General features: G+C 55.7%; 11 protein-coding genes, 3 rRNA genes and 1 other annotated feature (1 of these 15 running past the window's edge). Of the genes, 4 read left to right on the top strand and 10 right to left on the bottom strand.

All coding sequences use genetic code 11. The features are described 5' to 3' along the window. Positions 1-24 precede the first annotated feature (24 nt). Entirely contained in the window at positions 25-297 is a 273-nt protein-coding gene (locus L362_RS03485) for a YjbD family protein (RefSeq protein WP_014830263.1), read from the top strand. Here the strand turns inward: L362_RS03485 and rluF are convergent, their stop codons facing one another. After that, positions 298-1170 (bottom strand): 23S rRNA pseudouridine(2604) synthase RluF, encoded by an 873-nt coding sequence (rluF, locus tag L362_RS03490; protein ID WP_008503414.1) that lies wholly within the window; start codon positions 1168-1170, stop codon positions 298-300. A 197-nt stretch (positions 1171-1367) separates the two neighbouring features. Here rluF and L362_RS03495 point away from each other — a divergent pair, with 197 nt between their 5' ends. Both L362_RS03495 and L362_RS03500 read left to right on the top strand, forming a co-directional pair. Continuing rightward, positions 1368-1670 (top strand): type II toxin-antitoxin system RelE/ParE family toxin, encoded by a 303-nt coding sequence (locus L362_RS03495; protein ID WP_023293553.1) that lies wholly within the window; start codon positions 1368-1370, stop codon positions 1668-1670. A gap of 6 nt (positions 1671-1676) precedes the next feature. Continuing rightward, positions 1677-1964, top strand: a complete 288-nt coding sequence (locus L362_RS03500; RefSeq protein ID WP_021242718.1) for an addiction module antidote protein — start codon at positions 1677-1679, stop codon at positions 1962-1964. Here L362_RS03500 and L362_RS03505 read toward each other — a convergent pair. Both L362_RS03505 and metH read right to left on the bottom strand, forming a co-directional pair. After that, positions 1961-3592 (bottom strand): Na/Pi cotransporter family protein, encoded by a 1632-nt coding sequence (locus tag L362_RS03505; RefSeq protein WP_023345250.1) that lies wholly within the window; start codon positions 3590-3592, stop codon positions 1961-1963. The two genes, L362_RS03500 and L362_RS03505, sit on opposite strands and share 4 nt — an antisense overlap. A gap of 217 nt (positions 3593-3809) precedes the next feature. After that, complete coding sequence (gene metH / locus L362_RS03510) at positions 3810-7493, bottom strand: methionine synthase (RefSeq protein WP_023345249.1); 3684 nt, start codon at positions 7491-7493, stop codon at positions 3810-3812. A gap of 193 nt (positions 7494-7686) precedes the next feature. Here metH and iclR point away from each other — a divergent pair, with 193 nt between their 5' ends. Continuing rightward, the gene (iclR, locus tag L362_RS03515; RefSeq protein ID WP_023293555.1) at positions 7687-8517 is read left to right on the top strand and encodes a glyoxylate bypass operon transcriptional repressor IclR; all 831 of its coding nucleotides are present in this window, start codon (positions 7687-7689) and stop codon (positions 8515-8517) included. 37 nt (positions 8518-8554) lie between these two features. Here the strand turns inward: iclR and aceK are convergent, their stop codons facing one another. From aceK to L362_RS03550, 7 genes are all read right to left on the bottom strand, one after another. After that, positions 8555-10291: a bifunctional isocitrate dehydrogenase kinase/phosphatase gene (gene aceK, locus L362_RS03520; protein ID WP_021242715.1), complete on the bottom strand. Its 1737-nt coding sequence runs from the start codon at positions 10289-10291 to the stop codon at positions 8555-8557. Between the two features lie 51 nt (positions 10292-10342). Then, entirely contained in the window at positions 10343-11647 is a 1305-nt protein-coding gene (gene aceA / locus L362_RS03525) for an isocitrate lyase (RefSeq protein ID WP_008503407.1), read from the bottom strand. Positions 11648-11678: 31 nt separating this feature from the next. Beyond that, on the bottom strand, positions 11679-13280 hold the full coding sequence (gene aceB / locus L362_RS03530) for a malate synthase A (RefSeq protein WP_021242714.1): 1602 nt from the start codon (positions 13278-13280) through the stop codon (positions 11679-11681). A gap of 270 nt (positions 13281-13550) precedes the next feature. After that, the gene (gene metA, locus L362_RS03535) at positions 13551-14480 is read right to left on the bottom strand and encodes a homoserine O-acetyltransferase MetA (RefSeq protein ID WP_008503405.1); all 930 of its coding nucleotides are present in this window, start codon (positions 14478-14480) and stop codon (positions 13551-13553) included. Between the two features lie 182 nt (positions 14481-14662). Continuing rightward, a 5S ribosomal RNA gene (rrf, locus tag L362_RS03540) occupies positions 14663-14778 on the bottom strand. Positions 14779-14842: 64 nt separating this feature from the next. Next, positions 14843-17747 (bottom strand): 23S ribosomal RNA (locus tag L362_RS03545). Positions 17748-17945: 198 nt separating this feature from the next. After that, positions 17946-19485, bottom strand: a 16S ribosomal RNA gene (locus L362_RS03550). The 16S, 23S and 5S rRNA genes sit together here, the layout of an rRNA operon. 607 nt (positions 19486-20092) lie before the next feature. Further along, positions 20093-20129: a sequence feature (23S ribosomal RNA rRNA prediction is too short), on the bottom strand; it runs 331 nt beyond the window's last position.

The following is a 20129-nucleotide window of genomic DNA, read 5'->3' as shown; positions in this document are numbered from 1 at the left end:
CCTCTCTCTCATGAGGCTTCAGCAATGGCGACACCACGTTTGACCCAGAAAGACATGACGGAAGCCGAGCAGCGCGAACTGAAAACGCTTCTCGACCGCGCCCGCATCGCGCATGGCCGTACGCTGACCAACGCCGAAACCAATCAGGTGAAAAAAGAGTACATCGACAAACTGATGGCGCAGCGTGACGCCGAGGCGAAAAAAGCCCGCAAGCTGAAAAAGCAGCAGGCTTATAAGCCGGATACTGAAACGACCTTTTCCTGGTCGGCCAATACCTCTACTCGTGGAAGGCGCTAGCTAGCGCCCTTTCTTTTTACGGCCAGGCTGGGTAAATCGCTTCCCGTTACCCGGTTTGCCGCGTCCTTTCTCTTCCGCCTGCGGTGCCTTCACGACCGGACGTTTAATCGCCTGGGTTTTCGGTTTGGCTTTGGCCTTCGGCTTCGCTTCGGACGAGGAATTCTCGATAAGCTTGAACAGCTCAATCAGTTCGTCATCCGTCAAGTCGCGCCATTCGCCAAGCGGAATGCCGGACAGGCTGACGTTCATGATGCGCGTGCGCTCCAGCTTCGTCACTTCATAACCGAAGTACTCGCACATGCGGCGGATCTGGCGGTTTAAGCCCTGCACCAGTGTAATGCGGAACGCGAACGGCGCTTCTTTCTTCACCTTACACTTTTTCGTGACGGTACCGAGGATCGGCACACCGGCGCCCATGCCGCGAATAAAGTCGTCCGTGACCGGCTTATTCACCGTCACAATGTACTCTTTTTCGTGATCGTTACCGGCACGCAGGATCTTGTTGACCAGATCGCCGTGGTTGGTGAGGAAAATCAGCCCCTGAGAGTCTTTATCCAGACGGCCAATCGGGAAGATACGGCTGCTGTGGTTCACGAAATCAACGATGTTGTCCCGCTCACCGTCTTCCGTGGTGCTGACAATTCCAACCGGTTTGTTCAACGCGATAAACACCAGGTCTTCGGCATCACGCGGTTCGATGAGCTGACCATTCACTTTAACCACGTCGCCAGGCATCACCTGGTCACCAATCGTGGCGCGCTTGCCGTTGAGGAACACATTACCTTGTTCAATGTAACGGTCCGCCTCGCGACGTGAGCAGATCCCGCTCTCGCTAATGTATTTGTTTAATCGGGTTGATTGAGTTGGCAGCATAGTTTCTCCTGTGAAGGGCGAAATATACCTTAGGTATGGACTGGAAAAAAAGATTAGCCGACGGTAACTGAGACGGGTTTTTTAGTTTGCGAGACGCTTTCAGGATTTTGCATCCTGTCATTTACCCATGTGTTCAAGCCTTTTAGTTTTACTCTCCATGGAGAAGTGTTTGTAGTTTATAAATCACAGGGAGTAATATGAAGGAGATTGTTCAGACAGAATCCTTCCGACGCTGGGAGCAAAACTTAAAAGATCGACGAGCGAAGACCATTATCGCTTCCCGCCTCTTTCGGTTGGCAAATGGCTTAGCGGGCGACGTTAAACCCGTGGGAGAAGGTATAAGTGAGCTAAGGATCCACTTTGGTCCGGGCTACAGGATCTATTTTAAAGACCAGGGCAATTACATCATCGTGCTGTTATGTGGTGGTGACAAAAGCAGCCAGGCCAGAGACATACTGATGGCAAAAATGCTGAGCAATGTATCCCAATGGCAGGAGTGAATGAGCATGCATAAATTAACACCTTACGATCCAGCCAACGCGTTGGTGGATGACGAGGAAATCGCCGTGTTTATCGCTGATGCACTAGAAACAGGCGACTCGACATATATCGCTAAAGCCCTTGGTGTTGTCGCGCGAGCCAAAGGCATGTCGAACATTTCACAGCAAACCGGTTTATCACGTGAGCAGCTTTATCGGTCATTCAGTGATAAAGGAAACCCAACGCTCAAAACCACGCTCGCGGTCATGAAAGCATTGGGTTTTGGGCTAACACTCAAACACGCCGGGGATTAATACTCATCCCGCTGGTCATCTTCATCCGGCTGTTCCATCACGCTGTAGGCCACCGCACAGAACAACGAGTTGAGGCGCTTCATATCACCCAGCAGCCCCAGGTGGAGTGAGCTGGTCTCGATACTCTGCACGTTCTGCTGATGCAGGCGCTCAACGTGGGCGTGCGAGTAGCGGCGGTTAAGAATGCGGAAGCGATGCTTGTTGCGGCGCAGGCGGCGCGCGCTCGGCACGTCGCTGGAGAAGAAGACCAGCATCGCCAGCTTGAGGTTGCTGACCAGCTGTTCGTGCAGCGCTTCAAGCTCTTTTAAGCCTTCTACGGAGAACGCCCGGCGGGCGGCCAGCGACTTATCGGCAATCTCGCTGCCCATGCGCTCAACAATATCGGAGGCCTGCTCAAGGTTGAGCGACATCTCAATGATTTCCGCCCAGCGGCGGGACTCCTCCTCCGCCAGCTCGTCCTGCGGCATGCGGGCCAGGTAAAGCTTAATGGCGGTATAGAGCACGTTGATATCGTCCGCCAGTCTGCGCAGCTCTTTCTCCTCTCGCGGCTCGCCGTGCATCACCTTTTGCAGCCCTTCGAGCATGGTTTCCATGGCGTCGCCCATGCGCAGCGTCTCGCGCGCGGCATTCGCCAGCGCCAGGGCCGGCGTGTCCAGCGCGGAGGTATCAAGGTGCTTCGGCTTCAGGCGGGCGTCCAGCTCCGGTTCGTCCTGAATGAGTCGTTCGCAGAAGCGGGCCATCGCCCCGGCAAAAGGGACCATCGCCAGGCAGCGCACCAGGTTGTAGAACACGTGGAAGTAGATCACCAGCTCCGCCTTCGGCAGCGGGAGGTTATCCATCAGGTTCGCCAGCGGATGGATAAAGGGCAGAATAATCAGGCTGCCCACCAGCTTAAACAGCAGGCTACCGAGCGCCACGCGGCGGGCGGCAGCGTTGGCGGCGCTGTTATTGAGCATCGCCAGCAGGCCAGAGCCGAGGTTGGCACCGATCACCAGACACAGCGCGACCGGGAAGGAGATCGCCCCGGCGGCGGTGAGCGTGGCCGTCAGCAGCACGGCGGCCAGGCTGGAGTAGCTGACGATGGCAAACACCGCGCCAATCAGCGCGTCGAGCATGATGTCACCGGTCAGGGATGCGAAGATGACCTGCACGCCGTTGGCCTCGGTAATCGGGGTGACCGCCTGCACAATCAGCTCCAGCGCCAGCAGGATCAACCCCAAGCCAATCCCCACGCGTCCAAGCTGGCCCGCCCGCGTCTGTTTGCGGCCGAGGAAGAAGATGACGCCGACAAAAATCAACAGCGGCGACAGCCAGGAGAGATCGAAGGTCAGGATACGCGCCATCAGCGCGGTACCCACATCAGCCCCCAGCACAATCACCAGCGCCGGGGCCAGCGCCACCAGATCCTGCGCCACAAAAGAGGTGACAAGCAGGGTTGTGGCGTTGCTGCTCTGAACGAGTGCCGTTACGCCAATGCCCGCGCAGAAGGCGAGCGGCTTCTTCTCAACGCTGCTGCTGAGAACGGTACGTAAACGGGCACCAAATACGCGCATCACGCCGGTACGGACGATATGGGTGCCCCATACGAGCAGTGCGACTGCAGAGAGCAGATGTAACAGGGTCAGCACGGATGGTTTTCCTCCTTATCTTTATCGGTTTTCCTGAGGTTCCCTGCGCGTTGCCATGTCGGATGACGGCGACGCCTTATCCGACCTACGCACAGGCCCGGTAAGCGCACCGCCACCGGGTGCCAGGGATAGAACCTTATTTCAGTATAAGGGGTTAAGCGTAAGAAAGAGACAAGGCACCCATGAGGTGCCCTGTTTGTTGTAAGGAAAAGTGACGTTAGTCTGCGTCGTAGCCTAAATTCGGTGCCAGCCAGCGCTCTACTTCTGACACGCTCATGCCTTTGCGCAGGGCGTAATCTTCAATCTGATCGCGCTGAAGCTGCGCCACGGCAAAGTACTTGCTGTCCGGGTGGCTGAAGTACCAGCCGGAGACGGACGCGCCCGGCCACATGGCGAACGACTCGGTGAGCTTCATCCCGGTATGGGCTTCGACGTCCAGCAGTTGCCAAATCGTGCCCTTTTCGGTGTGCTCCGGGCAGGCCGGATAGCCCGGTGCCGGACGAATCCCCTGGTAGTTTTCGCGGATCAGCTCCTCGTTGCTGAGGTTTTCGTTCGCCGCGTAGCCCCAGTGCACCTTACGCACGCGCTCGTGCAGGTACTCGGCGAAGGCTTCCGCCAGGCGGTCGGCGATCGCTTTCACCATGATTTTATTGTAATCATCGTGCTGCGCTTCGAACGCGTCCGCCAGCGCATCTTCTTCCAGACCGCCGGTTACCGCAAAGGCGCCAATATAGTCGGCTTTACCGCTCAGCTTCGGCGCGACAAAATCGGCCAGGCAGTAGTTGGCAAAGCCCACTTTCTCGGTTTGCTGGCGCAGATGGCGGCTGACTGCCAGCACGTGAGTGCGGGTTTCATCGCGGTAAATTTCGATGTCGTCACCCACGCGGTTGGCCGGGAACAGCCCCACCACGCCGCGTGGGTTGAGGGTTTTCTCCGCGCTTAGCCTGTCGAGCATGTCGTTGGCATCGTTAAACAGGCGTTTCGCCTCCTCGCCCACCACCTCATCTTCCAGAATGCGCGGATATTTGCCCGCGAGCGACCAGGTCATAAAGAACGGCGTCCAGTCGATGTAGTTGCGCAGCGTTTCGATGCTGGCACTGACCTCCTGAACGCCCAGGCGATGCGCGACCGGCGGTGTATAGCTCGACCAGTCAAACGCCAGATCGTTATCGCGCGCCGCCTGGAGTGAAACGGGCGGGGTGCGCGGTTTCTTGCGCCCGTGCTGGATGCGAACGGTTTCGTACTCTTTGCGGGTGCGCTCAACAAACTCGTCGCGCTGGGTGTCAGAGAGCAGCGCGGAGACCACGCCCACCGTGCGCGAGGCGTTCTGCACGTAGACCGTCGGCCCGCTGTAGTTCTGCTCGATTTTCACAGCCGTGTGCGCCTTGGAGGTGGTCGCGCCGCCAATCAGCAGCGGAATGGTGAAGCCCTGACGCTCCATCTCCTTCGCCACGTTAACCATCTCGTCCAGCGACGGGGTGATCAGCCCGGAGAGGCCAATCAGGTCGGCATTCACTTCGCGCGCGGTCTTGAGGATTTTATCCGCCGGGACCATCACGCCAAGGTCGATAATCTCGTAGTTATTGCACTGCAGCACCACGCCGACGATGTTCTTGCCGATGTCGTGCACGTCGCCCTTCACGGTGGCGATGACCATTTTGCCGTTGCTGGAGCCTTTCTCTTTGCTGGCTTCGATAAACGGCTCCAGGTACGCCACGGCCTGCTTCATCACGCGGGCGGATTTCACCACCTGCGGCAGGAACATCTTGCCTTCGCCAAACAGATCGCCGACCACGTTCATGCCGTCCATCAGCGGGCCTTCAATGACCTCAATCGGGCGGGCTGCCTGCTGGCGCGCCTCTTCGGTATCGAGCTCGATAAATTCGGTAATGCCTTTTACCAGCGAATATTCCAGACGTTTTTTCACGTCCCAGGCGCGCCACTCGGCCTGCTGAACGTTGGCTGCGTCATCCGACTTGCTGCCGCGGTATTTTTCTGCCAGGTCAAGCAGCCGCTCGGTCGCGTCGTCGCGGCGGTTGAGGATCACGTCTTCCACCGCGTCGCGCAGCTCGGCGGGCAGGTCGTCGTAAATCGCCAGCTGGCCGGCGTTAACGATCCCCATGTCCATCCCGTTGCGGATGGCGTAGTAGAGGAACACGGCGTGGATCGCTTCACGCACCGGGTCGTTGCCGCGGAACGAGAACGAGACGTTCGACACGCCGCCGGAGATGAGGGCATGCGGCAGTTCGCGCTTGATGTCCTCGCACGCGCCGATAAAGTCCTGGGCGTAGTTGTTGTGCTCTTCGATGCCGGTCGCCACGGCGAAGATGTTCGGGTCAAAGATGATGTCTTCCGGCGGGAAGCCTACCTCTTCGGTCAGTATTTTGTACGCGCGGCGGCAAATCTCAATTTTACGCGCGCGAGTGTCGGCCTGGCCCACTTCATCAAAAGCCATGACCACCACCGCAGCACCGTAGCGGCGGACCTGCTTCGCGTTATTAATAAAGGTATCAACGCCCTCTTTCATGGAGATGGAGTTGACGATGCCTTTACCCTGAATGCACTTCAGCCCCTTCTCGATCACCTCCCATTTGGAGGAGTCGATCATGATCGGCACGCGGGCGATGTCCGGCTCACCGGCAATCAGGTTGAGGAAACGCACCATCGCCGCTTCGGCGTCGAGCATCCCCTCATCCATGTTGATATCGATAATCTGCGCGCCGCTCTCAACCTGCTGGCGGGCAACATCCAGCGCTTCGCTGTACTTCTCTTCTTTGATCAGGCGTTTGAACTTCGCGGAGCCGGTGACGTTGGTACGCTCACCCACGTTCACAAACAGGCTGTCGTCGCCGATGGTTAACGGCTCAAGGCCCGAGAGGCGACAGGCAACCGGCAGCTCGGGCAGCCTGCGCGGCGGCAGTCCGGCCACGGCGTTGCTCATGGCGGCGATGTGCTCCGGCGTGGTGCCGCAGCAGCCGCCGACGATGTTGAGAAATCCAGACTCGGCCCACTCGCGGATTTGTGCCGCCATGGTGTCGGCATCCAGATCGTATTCACCGAAGGCGTTCGGCAGACCGGCGTTCGGGTGCGCGGTAACGTAGCATTCCGCAATGCGCGACAGCTCCTGCACGTACTGGCGCAGCTCGTCCGGGCCCAGCGCGCAGTTCAGGCCGAAGGAGAGCGCGTCGGCGTGGCGCAGGGAGTTATAAAACGCTTCGGTGGTCTGGCCGGACAGGGTACGGCCGGAGGCATCGGTGATGGTGCCGGAAATCATAATCGGCAGGTCAACGCCCAGCGCCTCGAACTCCTCTTTCACCGCGTAAATCGCGGCCTTGGCGTTGAGAGTGTCGAATACCGTTTCAATCAGGATCAGATCGGAACCGCCTTCCACCAGCGCTCTGGTCGATTCACGGTAGGCAACAACCAGCTGGTCAAAGGTGATATTACGAAACGCCGGGTCGTTGACGTCCGGTGAAATCGACGCGGTGCGGTTGGTTGGGCCAAGCACCCCGGCAACGTAGCGCGGCTTGTCCGGCGTGCGGGCCGTCCACTCGTCGGCGCAGGCGCGCGCAAGCTTTGCGGCTTCAAAGTTGATCTCCGCCGACAGGGATTCCATCTGGTAATCCGCCATGGCGATGGTTGTCGAGTTAAAGGTGTTGGTTTCAACGATATCCGCACCCGCTTCGAAGTAAGCGTTGTGAATATCCTTGATCACGGACGGCTTGCTGAGCACCAGCAGGTCGTTGTTCCCTTTCAGGTCGCAGGGCCAGTCAGCGAAGCGTTCGCCGCGGAAATCGCCTTCGCTCAGACGATAGCCCTGGATCATGGTGCCCATGCCGCCGTCCAGCACCAGAATTCGTTCATTTAACTGCGCACGCAGTTGCTCTACTTTGCTGCTCACACTTGCTCCCGACAACGCTCAACAAGGCCAAAAGGCTGCGTTCCATACTGGCACAATCTCGCAGGGTGGAAAAGTCGCTCAGCGGTAACATGAGACATGTTCACTATCACTCCTCCGATCAGTCAGGATAACGGTTGCAAATTCACCAAATAAAACGAAAATGATTTCCACGATACAGAAAAAGGAGATCGTCATGGTCGCGACCGTTCCCGCTAAACGCGGCAGAAAACCTGCTGCCACCACCGCTGCCGCACAACAGGGTGGACAGGTTCAATCGCTCACGCGCGGTCTGAAGCTGCTGGAGTGGATAGCCGAGTCGCACAGCAGCGTGGCCCTGACGGAGCTGGCCCAGCAGGCTGGCCTGCCGAACTCCACGACGCACCGCCTGCTGACCACCATGCAGCAGCTGGGCTTTGTCCGCCAGGTAGGCGAGCTGGGGCACTGGGCGGTGGGCGCGCATGCGTTTATCGTGGGCAGCAGCTTCCTGCAGAGCCGTAACCTGCTGGCGATTGTGCACCCGATTCTGCGCAAATTGATGGAAGAGTCGGGCGAGACCGTGAATCTGGCCGTGCTCGACCAGAGCGACCATCAGGCGATTATCATCGACCAGGTGCAATGCACGCAGCTGATGCGCATGTCCGCGCCGATTGGCGGCAAGCTGCCGATGCATGCCTCAGGGGCGGGTAAAGCGTTCCTCTCGCAGCTGACCGAGGAGCAGGTGACGGGGCTGCTGCACCGTAAAGGACTGCATGCTTATACCCACGCCACGCTGGTTTCGCCGGTGCATCTGAAAGAAGACCTGGCCCTGACCCGCAAGCGCGGCTATTCGTTTGACGACGAGGAGCACGCCCTCGGCCTGCGCTGTATCGCAGCCTGCATTTTTGACGAGCACCGCGAGCCGTTTGCCGCCATCTCTATTTCCGGGCCGATTTCACGTATGACCGACGATCGGGTCACTGAGTTGGGTGCGCTGGTGATTAAGGCGGCGAAAGAGGTCACGCTGGCGTACGGTGGGATTCGTTAAGCATGCATTGCCGGGTGGCGGCTTCGCCTTACCCGGCCTACATGATGCCCTCTGAAAACCGGATGCAAAACCGCTGCTTACGGCGGTAAGCGTACACATCTTCCACGTGCCCGTTTTTGATCCGCGTTTGCAGTCCCCGCCAGTAGCTGGCGCGGAACAGATCGGCATGCATCTCTTCGAATAGCGGCCCGATGCGCGGATCGGCGCACAGCCAGTGTCGAAACTCTTCGGGAAACACATCGCCCGGCGAAACGCTGTACCACGGCTCGCTGGAAAGCTCATCTTCCGGGTAGCGGGGCGGTGGGATATCGCGGAAGTTCACCTCGGTCATGTAGCAAATTTCGTCGTAATCGTAGAACACTACCCGTCCGTGACGGGTGACGCCGAAGTTTTTGAACAGCATATCGCCCGGGAAGATATTGGCGGCGGCAAGCTGGCGAATCGCGTTGCCGTACTCTTCAATCGCATCTCTTAAAGCCTGACCGTCGGACTGCTCCAGCCAGATATTCAGCGGCACCATGCGACGTTCAATGTAGAGATGGCTGATCGCGATTTTATCGCCAAGATCGGTGATTTTGGCGGGTGCTTCCTGCAGTAAAAGCGCCATGAGCGCCGGATCGATCTGCTGCTTATCCAGCACAAAGTTTTCGAATTCCTGAGTATCCGCCATGCGCCCGACGCGGTCGTGCTCCTTAACCAGCTGGTAGCAGGCGCGGACGTGCGCGGCGGTCATCTCTTTCTGCGGCGCGAATCTGTCCTTAATCACCTTAAAGACCCGGTCGAAGCCCGGCAGGGTAAACACCAGCATCACCATGCCACGAATGCCGGGCGCTTCGATGAACTGCTCATCGGCCGTGGTGACATAGCGCAGGTACTCCCGGTAGCTTTCCGTTTTAGCGTGCTTCTGGCAGCCAATGGCCATATACAGCTCGGCGGTGGTTTTACCCGGCAGGATCTCGCGCAGCCACTCCACCAGCGCGGCGGGCAGCGGAGCGTACACCATAAAATAGGAACGGGCGAAGCCAAACACGATGCTGGCCTCGGCGCTGGTAGTCAGGCAGGTATCGACAAACAGTTCCCCGTCGTCGGTACGATGAATGGGCAGCAGAAACGGCACAATGGCCGTCGGCGTAACCAGTTTGCCCACCAGCCAGGCGGCTTTATTGCGGTAGAAAAGCTCGTTGGCCACCTGCAAATGGCTGTGGCTGAGCACCTCCGCGCCGAATGCTTCTTTGAGATGGGCGTGGATATACCCGATATCCCGGGCTTTATTCTCCCAGGGCAGACGCAGCGGCAAATCCGTCAGCACGCGATGCAGGAGCTTTTCCCATCCGTGCTCGGGAAAGAAATCTTTCGCCAGCGGACGCGGAATGGTACGAAAGCGCCGCTCGGGCTGGGAGCTAAAGATAAATAACCGCTCAGGAGATAATGAGCGGTGGTCAAATAACCGGCAATAGACGGAGTTGAAAAAACTCTCCGCAATCTCGAAGCGCGGGTAGTCGGGTAACAGATGGGTGTAATGCTCTTTTACGCGCAGTAAAAATTCCGCGTCCGGACTTTTACCGTCGGTAATACAGCGCAGCTGCTCCACCACCAGACCCACGTGGTGGTCATAAAGATGGATACGCTGCTTCATGGCCTGCTGAACCGCATGCCAGTCTGCGTGTTCGAAGCGCTGCTGGGCGCCGGAGGTTACTTCCAGAAAACGACCATACTGGGCATCGAAGCCCTGCAAAATAGTTTGGGCAATCAGTAATTCCAGGCCACGCGACATATATTCCCCCTCACCACCAACCCTCTCCCCAGGGGGGAGAGGGGGAAAAGATTAGAACTGTGCTTCTTCCGTTGAACCCGTTAAGGCGGTGACGGAGGAGGTGCCGCCCTGAATAATCGTGGTCACATTATCAAAGTAGCCGGTGCCCACCTCCTGCTGGTGTGAGACGAAGGTGTAACCATCTTTCCCCGCCGCAAATTCCGGCTGCTGCACCTTCTCAACGTAGTGCTTCATGCCCTCACCCTGCGCATAGGCGTGCGCCAGGTCGAACATGTTGAACCACATGCTGTGGATGCCTGCCAGCGTAATGAACTGGTATTTGTAGCCCATGTCGGACAGCTGCTGCTGGAAGCTGGCGATGGTTTTGTCATCCAGCTTTTTCTGCCAGTTGAAGGACGGCGAGCAGTTGTAGGCCAGCAGTTTGCCCGGGTACTTCGCATGAATGGCGTCGGCAAAGCGTTTTGCCAGCGCCAGATCCGGCGTAGAGGTTTCACACCAGACCAGGTCCGCGTACGGCGCGTACGCCAGACCGCGGCTGATCGCCTGCTCAATGCCCGCATGGGTGCGATAGAACCCTTCGCTGGTGCGCTCGCCGGTGATGAACTCGCTGTCGTACGGATCGCAGTCAGAGGTGATCAGGTCAGCCGCGTCCGCATCGGTACGGGCAATGACCAGCGTTGGCACGCCGAGCACGTCAGCAGCCAGACGCGCGGCAACCAGCTTCTGCACGGCTTCCTGAGTCGGAACGAGCACCTTACCGCCCATGTGTCCGCATTTCTTCACTGACGCCAGCTGATCTTCGAAGTGAACGGCCGCTGCACCGGCCTCAATCATCGATTTCATCAGCTCGAAGGCGTTCAGCACGCCGCCGAAGCCCGCTTCCGCATCTGCAACGATCGGCAGGAAATAGTCAATAAAGCGCGGATCGTTAGGTTCGATGCCCGCCGCCCACTGGATCTGATCTGCACGACGGAAGGTGTTGTTGATCCGATCCACGACCGACGGCACGGAGTTAGCCGGATAGAGCGACTGATCCGGGTACATGCTGGAGGCCAGGTTGGCGTCCGCCGCGACCTGCCAGCCGGAGAGGTAGATAGCCTCAATACCGGCCTTCGCCTGCTGCAGCGCCTGACCGCCGGTCAGCGCGCCGAGGCTGTTGATGTAGCCCTTTTTAGAGCCACCGTGCAGCAGCTTCCACATTTTCGCCGCGCCATTTTGCGCCAGCGTACATTCCGGATTGACCGAGCCGCGTAATTTCACCACGTCTTCCGCGCTGTACGGGCGGCGGATGCCTTCCCAGCGAGGTTGTGTCCACTCTTTCTTTAATTCTTCGATTTGTTGGGTACGGGTTTTCATGTGCAGATGCTCCATATTGTTATGTGGTGAGTTACGCCAGGAAGCGGTAGCCCGGCAGGGTCAGGAAGTCGATTAAGTCATCTGATGTGGTGATTTGCTCCATCAGGCGGGCAGCGTCGTCAAAACGCCCGCTGCTGAAGCGGTGTTCGCCCAGTTCGTCCTGGATCACCCGCATCTCTTCGGCCAGCATCTGGCGGAACAGGGTCTTGGTCACCGGTTTGCCGTTGCTGAGCGTTTTTTGATGGTGGATCCACTGCCAGATAGAGGTACGTGAGATCTCCGCCGTCGCAGCATCTTCCATCAGGCCGTAGATCGGCACGCAGCCGTTGCCGGAGATCCACGCTTCGATGTACTGCACCGCGACGCGAATGTTGGCCCGCATCCCCTCTTCCGTCCGTTCGCCCGCGCACGGCGCCAGCAGCTGTTCTTCTGCGATTGGTGCATCATCTTCACGGGTGACAAACAGCTGGTTTTTGTTGTCGCCGAGCACGCGGTTAAAGACCTCCATCGCCGTATCGGCCAAACCCGGATGGGCGATCCACGTCCCGTCGTGGCCGTTACGTGCTTCAAGCTCTTTGTCGGCTTTCACCTTGTTGAGTACCTGATTGTTGCGCTCTGCGTCTTTGCTCGGGATAAAGGCTGCCATGCCGCCCATCGCAAAGGCACCGCGCTTGTGGCAGGTTTTGATCAGCAGACGCGAATAGGCGCTCAGGAACGGTTTGTCCATGGTGACAACCTGACGATCGGGGAGCACGCGATCGGGATAATTTTTCAGGGTTTTGATATAGCTGAAAATATAGTCCCAGCGTCCACAGTTCAGACCGACAATGTGGTCGCGCAGCGCATGCAGGATTTCATGCATCTGGAATACGGCGGGCAGCGTTTCAATCAGCAGGGTGGCTTTGATGGTGCCGCGCGGCAGGTTGAAACGATCTTCCGCATAGCTGAAGACCTCGCTCCACCAGGCCGCTTCCTGCCAGGCCTGCGTTTTAGGCAGGTAGAAATACGGGCCGCTGCCTTTCGCCAGCAGGGCTTTGTAGTTGTGGAAGAAATAGAGTGCAAAATCAAACAGGCTTCCTGGAATGGCTTCTCCACGCCAGGTGACATGTTTTTCGGGCAGGTGCAGGCCGCGCACGCGACAGATCAGCACCGCCGGGTTCGGTTTGAGCTGGTATATTTTGCCGGCTTCATTGGTATAGCTGATGGTGCCGTTTACGGCGTCGCGCAGGTTGATTTGCCCCTCGATGACCTTACGCCAGTCCGGCGCCAGCGAGTCTTCAAAATCGGCCATAAAGACTTTAACGTTGGCGTTCATGGCGTTGATCACCATTTTGCGTTCTACCGGACCGGTGATCTCAACGCGACGATCCTGTAAATCTTCAGGGATGCCGCGGATTTTCCACTCACCACGACGAATGGAAGCAGTTTCCGAAATAAAACCAGGCAACTTGCCGTTATCAATTTCCTGCTGCTGATGAATACGTGCCGCCAGCAGCTTATTGCGCTGCGGCGTAAAGCGGGTCACCAGTTCAGTCAGAAATTCTACCGCTTCTGCCGTTAATACTTGCTGTTCTTGCTCGCCATACGGCTGGGTAAAGGCCAGTTCATCGACCGTCGTTGCCTGTTGAGTCATTACTCTGCTCCTCATCAAAGATCCAAAATCACGCTCCCGACGCGAACGAAAGATCGTTGGGTAGTTTTCGCTCAGCAGAATTAAGACTATCTCTATTTTTTCTAAAATCAAAAACAATTTCCATTTTAATTGTAAATTGCAATTAATTGATTGATTTTATTGAAATTAAATTTTTAAAGAATGATGAGTGACATTTCGGAAATAAAAAAGGCACCCGAAGGTGCCTGATTTGAATAGCTGAAACGCTTTAGGATCGTTTAGTGCAGACGATTACTCCAGCGTTGGATTCATGTGACGCAGATCGTATGGTGTTATCTGGTAGACGTAATAGTTGAGCCAGTTAGTAAAAAGCAAATTCCCGTGGCTGCGCCAGGTCGCTCTCGGTTTGTTTTGCGGATCGTCTTTCGGGAAATAGTTGTAAGGGACATCCGGGTTAAGACCCGCTTCAACATCACGGAAATACTCTGACGCCAGGGTGTGCGGATCGTACTCAGGATGTCCGGTCACAAAGGCAATGCGCTTATCTTTACTGGCAAACAGGTAAGCGTCCCCATCTTCCGTTTCGGCCAGGATCTCCAGATCGGTGTAATCACGAATCAGCTGGGCCGGGAAATCGGCGTAGCGAGAATGCGGAGCCAGGAAAGAATCATCAAACCCGCGCGTCAGCAACGCATGGGGATGGAGAATATGATGTTCGTATACGCCGGAGAGCTTTTCAGTGCGGGTTTGCTTGGGGATGCCATACAGAATATTCAGTGCGGCTTGTACCGCCCAACAGACAAACAGCGTGGACGTGACGTGATCTTTTGCCCATTCCAGCACCTGTTTGATCTGCGGCCAGTAAGCGACATCGTTAAATTCCACCAGGCCGAGCGGCGCGCCGGTCACAATCAATCCGTCGAAGTTTTCACCCTGAATGTCATCAAAGTTGCAGTAGAAGTTGTTCAGGTGCTCAGAAGGCGTGTTGCGAGACTCACGAGCGTCGATCCGCAGCAGTTGAATATCAACCTGCAGCGGGGAGTTCGACAGCAGACGCAGGAACTGGTTTTCTGTTTCGATCTTTTTGGGCATCAGATTGAGAATAAGCACCTTCAGCGGGCGAATTTCCTGACCTGTCGCACGTGAAGTCGTCATCACAAAGACATTTTCTTCACGCAAGAAATTGACGGCTGGTAGCTCGTCCTGCACCCGAATCGGCATAACTTTATATCCTCACAACATACGTATAAACGTTTAGACATCCAGACAGCTAACGATACCCAGAAATGATCGGAATGTCGAGTCTGCAAGGCGAAGGTGAGAAAGTTTCAGGGAGAGGGAGAGGAAGAAAAACAAAAGCAAAAAACCCCGCACCTTTCGGTACGGGGTTCTTCTTGTTTGATGCCTGGCAGTTCCCTACTCTCACATGGGGAGACCCCACACTACCATCGGCGCTACGGCGTTTCACTTCTGAGTTCGGCATGGGGTCAGGTGGGACCACCGCGCTAAAGCCGCCAGGCAAATTCTGTTAATCTGTATCAGGCTGAAAATTTGTCTCGTCGCCAAAACACCTTCGGCGTTGTAAGGTTAAGCCTCACGGTTCATTAGTATCGGTTAGCTCAACGCATCGCTGCGCTTACACACCCGACCTATCAACGTCGTCGTCTTCAACGTTCCTTCAGGAGACTTAAAGTCTCAGGGAGAACTCATCTCGGGGCAAGTTTCGTGCTTAGATGCTTTCAGCACTTATCTTTTCCGCATTTAGCTACCGGGCAGTGCCATTGGCATGACAACCCGAACACCAGTGATGCGTCCACTCCGGTCCTCTCGTACTAGGAGCAGCCCCCCTCAATTCTCCAGCGCCCACGGCAGATAGGGACCGAACTGTCTCACGACGTTCTAAACCCAGCTCGCGTACCACTTTAAATGGCGAACAGCCATACCCTTGGGACCTACTTCAGCCCCAGGATGTGATGAGCCGACATCGAGGTGCCAAACACCGCCGTCGATATGAACTCTTGGGCGGTATCAGCCTGTTATCCCCGGAGTACCTTTTATCCGTTGAGCGATGGCCCTTCCATTCAGAACCACCGGATCACTATGACCTGCTTTCGCACCTGCTCGAGCCGTCACTCTCGCAGTCAAGCTAGCTTATGCCATTGCACTAACCTCCTGATGTCCGACCAGGATTAGCTAACCTTCGTGCTCCTCCGTTACTCTTTGGGAGGAGACCGCCCCAGTCAAACTACCCACCAGACACTGTCCGCAACCCGGATCACGGGTCTACGTTAGAACACCAGCCATTAAAGGGTGGTATTTCAAGGACGGCTCCATGCAGACTGGCGTCCACACTTCAAAGCCTCCCACCTATCCTACACATCAAGGACCAGTGTTCAGTGTCAAGCTATAGTAAAGGTTCACGGGGTCTTTCCGTCTTGCCGCGGGTACACTGCATCTTCACAGCGAGTTCAATTTCACTGAGTCTCGGGTGGAGACAGCCTGGCCATCATTACGCCATTCGTGCAGGTCGGAACTTACCCGACAAGGAATTTCGCTACCTTAGGACCGTTATAGTTACGGCCGCCGTTTACCGGGGCTTCGATCAAGAGCTTCGCGTTGCCGCTAACCCCATCAATTAACCTTCCGGCACCGGGCAGGCGTCACACCGTATACGTCCACTTTCGTGTTTGCACAGTGCTGTGTTTTTAATAAACAGTTGCAGCCAGCTGGTATCTTCGACTGATTTCAGCTCCACCCGCAGGGGCTTCACCTACATATCAGCGTGCCTTCTCCCGAAGTTACGGCACCATTTTGCCTAGTTCCTTCACCCGAGTTCTCTCAAGCGCCTTGGTATTCTCTACCTGACCACCTGTGTCGGTTTGGGGTACGATTTGATGTTACCTGATGCTTAGAGGCTTTTCCTGGAAGCAGGGCATTTGTTACTTCAGCACCGTAGTGCCTCGTCATCACACCTCAGCGTTAATAAGGTACCGGATTTACCTGGAACCTCCGCCTACATGCTTAAACCGGGACAACCGTCGCCCGGCTAACATAGCCTTCTCCGTCCCCCCTTCGCAGTAACACCAAGTACAGGAATATTAACCTGTTTCCCATCGACTACGCCTTTCGGCCTCGCCTTAGGGGTCGACTCACCCTGCCCCGATTAACGTTGGACAGGAACCCTTGGTCTTCCGGCGAGCGGGCTTTTCACCCGCTTTATCGTTACTTATGTCAGCATTCGCACTTCTGATACCTCCAGCAACCCTCACAGGCCACCTTCAACGGCTTACAGAACGCTCCCCTACCCAACAACACATAGTGTCGCTGCCGCAGCTTCGGTGCATGGTTTAGCCCCGTTACATCTTCCGCGCAGGCCGACTCGACCAGTGAGCTATTACGCTTTCTTTAAATGATGGCTGCTTCTAAGCCAACATCCTGGCTGTCTGTGCCTTCCCACATCGTTTCCCACTTAACCATGACTTTGGGACCTTAGCTGGCGGTCTGGGTTGTTTCCCTCTTCACGACGGACGTTAGCACCCGCCGTGTGTCTCCCGTGATAACATTCTTCGGTATTCGTAGTTTGCATCGGGTTGGTAAGCCGGGATGGCCCCCTAGCCGAAACAGTGCTCTACCCCCGAAGATGAGTTCACGAGGCGCTACCTAAATAGCTTTCGGGGAGAACCAGCTATCTCCCGGTTTGATTGGCCTTTCACCCCCAGCCACAAGTCATCCGCTAATTTTTCAACATTAGTCGGTTCGGTCCTCCAGTTAGTGTTACCCAACCTTCAACCTGCCCATGGCTAGATCACCGGGTTTCGGGTCTATACCCTGCAACTTAACGCCCAGTTAAGACTCGGTTTCCCTTCGGCTCCCCTATACGGTTAACCTTGCTACAGAATATAAGTCGCTGACCCATTATACAAAAGGTACGCAGTCACACCACGAAGGTGCTCCCACTGCTTGTACGTACACGGTTTCAGGTTCTATTTCACTCCCCTCGCCGGGGTTCTTTTCGCCTTTCCCTCACGGTACTGGTTCACTATCGGTCAGTCAGGAGTATTTAGCCTTGGAGGATGGTCCCCCCATATTCAGACAGGATACCACGTGTCCCGCCCTACTCTTCGAGTTCACAACCTGTGTGCTTTCGTGTACGGGACTGTCACCCTGTACCGTGCGACTTTCCAGACGCTTCCACTAACACACAAGCTGATTCAGACTCTGGGCTGCTCCCCGTTCGCTCGCCGCTACTGGGGGAATCTCGGTTGATTTCTTTTCCTCGGGGTACTTAGATGTTTCAGTTCCCCCGGTTCGCCTCGTTAACCTATGTATTCAGTTAACGATAGTGTGACGAATCACACTGGGTTTCCCCATTCGGACATCGCCGGGTCAAAGGTTCATATCACCTCGCCGGCGCTTTTCGCAGATTAGCACGTCCTTCATCGCCTCTGACTGCCAGGGCATCCACCGTGTACGCTTAGTCGCTTAACCTCACAACCCGAAGATGTTTCACTTCTGATTGCGAAAATTTGAGAGACTCGAACACACCATTAAGATGTGTCGTTTCAATTTTCAGCTTGATCCAGATTTTTAAAGAGCAAAACTTCTTAATGCACTCAAAAGTACATTCAGAAGTTCATCATTCATCAGACAATCTGTGTGAGCACTACAAAGGCAGGTTCTTTAAGGTAAGGAGGTGATCCAACCGCAGGTTCCCCTACGGTTACCTTGTTACGACTTCACCCCAGTCATGAATCACAAAGTGGTAAGCGCCCTCCCGAAGGTTAAGCTACCTACTTCTTTTGCAACCCACTCCCATGGTGTGACGGGCGGTGTGTACAAGGCCCGGGAACGTATTCACCGTAGCATTCTGATCTACGATTACTAGCGATTCCGACTTCATGGAGTCGAGTTGCAGACTCCAATCCGGACTACGACGCACTTTATGAGGTCCGCTTGCTCTCGCGAGGTCGCTTCTCTTTGTATGCGCCATTGTAGCACGTGTGTAGCCCTACTCGTAAGGGCCATGATGACTTGACGTCATCCCCACCTTCCTCCAGTTTATCACTGGCAGTCTCCTTTGAGTTCCCGGCCGAACCGCTGGCAACAAAGGATAAGGGTTGCGCTCGTTGCGGGACTTAACCCAACATTTCACAACACGAGCTGACGACAGCCATGCAGCACCTGTCTCAGAGTTCCCGAAGGCACCAATCCATCTCTGGAAAGTTCTCTGGATGTCAAGAGTAGGTAAGGTTCTTCGCGTTGCATCGAATTAAACCACATGCTCCACCGCTTGTGCGGGCCCCCGTCAATTCATTTGAGTTTTAACCTTGCGGCCGTACTCCCCAGGCGGTCGACTTAACGCGTTAGCTCCGGAAGCCACGCCTCAAGGGCACAACCTCCAAGTCGACATCGTTTACGGCGTGGACTACCAGGGTATCTAATCCTGTTTGCTCCCCACGCTTTCGCACCTGAGCGTCAGTCTTTGTCCAGGGGGCCGCCTTCGCCACCGGTATTCCTCCAGATCTCTACGCATTTCACCGCTACACCTGGAATTCTACCCCCCTCTACAAGACTCTAGCCTGCCAGTTTCGAATGCAGTTCCCAGGTTGAGCCCGGGGATTTCACATCCGACTTGACAGACCGCCTGCGTGCGCTTTACGCCCAGTAATTCCGATTAACGCTTGCACCCTCCGTATTACCGCGGCTGCTGGCACGGAGTTAGCCGGTGCTTCTTCTGCGGGTAACGTCAATCGCTGAGGTTATTAACCTCAACGCCTTCCTCCCCGCTGAAAGTACTTTACAACCCGAAGGCCTTCTTCATACACGCGGCATGGCTGCATCAGGCTTGCGCCCATTGTGCAATATTCCCCACTGCTGCCTCCCGTAGGAGTCTGGACCGTGTCTCAGTTCCAGTGTGGCTGGTCATCCTCTCAGACCAGCTAGGGATCGTCGCCTAGGTGAGCCGTTACCCCACCTACTAGCTAATCCCATCTGGGCACATCTGATGGCAAGAGGCCCGAAGGTCCCCCTCTTTGGTCTTGCGACGTTATGCGGTATTAGCTACCGTTTCCAGTAGTTATCCCCCTCCATCAGGCAGTTTCCCAGACATTACTCACCCGTCCGCCGCTCGTCACCCAGGAGCAAGCTCCCTGTGTTACCGCTCGACTTGCATGTGTTAGGCCTGCCGCCAGCGTTCAATCTGAGCCATGATCAAACTCTTCAATTTAAGTTTGATGCTCGTGAATTAAACTTCGTAATGAATTACGTATGTTCACTCAGAGACTTGGTATTCATTTTTCGTCCGAGGACGTTAAGAATCCATGTCACTTTGAGTGCCCACACAGATTGTCTGATAAATTGTTAAAGAGCAGTGCAACGCGGCTTTCGCTCACCGTTGCGAGGTGGTGTATATTACGCTTTCCTCTTTCAGAGTCAACCCGTTATTTCAGGATTTTTTCTCTTCAACCGAACCGCTTGTTGTGTGAAGTGATTCACATCCGCCGTGTCGATGGAGGCGCATTATAGGGAGTTCTCCGCAGGCCGCAACCGCTAAATGACAGAAAAATGATTGACTGCTGCATTCCACAGCAAAACCCCGCCTTATACCTTTTTACGCACAGACTTATCCACAATGATACGAAAAAGTGAAAATGTGCGAGCGTTGCGCAAACGTTTTCGTTAAAATGCTCGCGCTTTACAAGGATGCCTCGTCAGGTGTGTTAGATGAGTTTTTCACAGGAAAATTCATCTAACGCTCTCTGTAATCGTGAAATCCAGGGGATTTACCATGCAACAACGTCGTCCAGTCCGCCGCGCTCTGCTCAGTGTTTCTGATAAAGCCGGTATCGTCGAATTCGCTCAGGCACTTTC

It is taken from the genome of Enterobacter sp. MGH 16, assembly GCF_000493175.1.
Classification (GTDB): Bacteria; Pseudomonadota; Gammaproteobacteria; order Enterobacterales; family Enterobacteriaceae; genus Enterobacter; species Enterobacter roggenkampii.
Note: the sequence above shows the minus strand (reverse complement) of the source record. Positions and strands in the feature narration are given on the sequence as shown.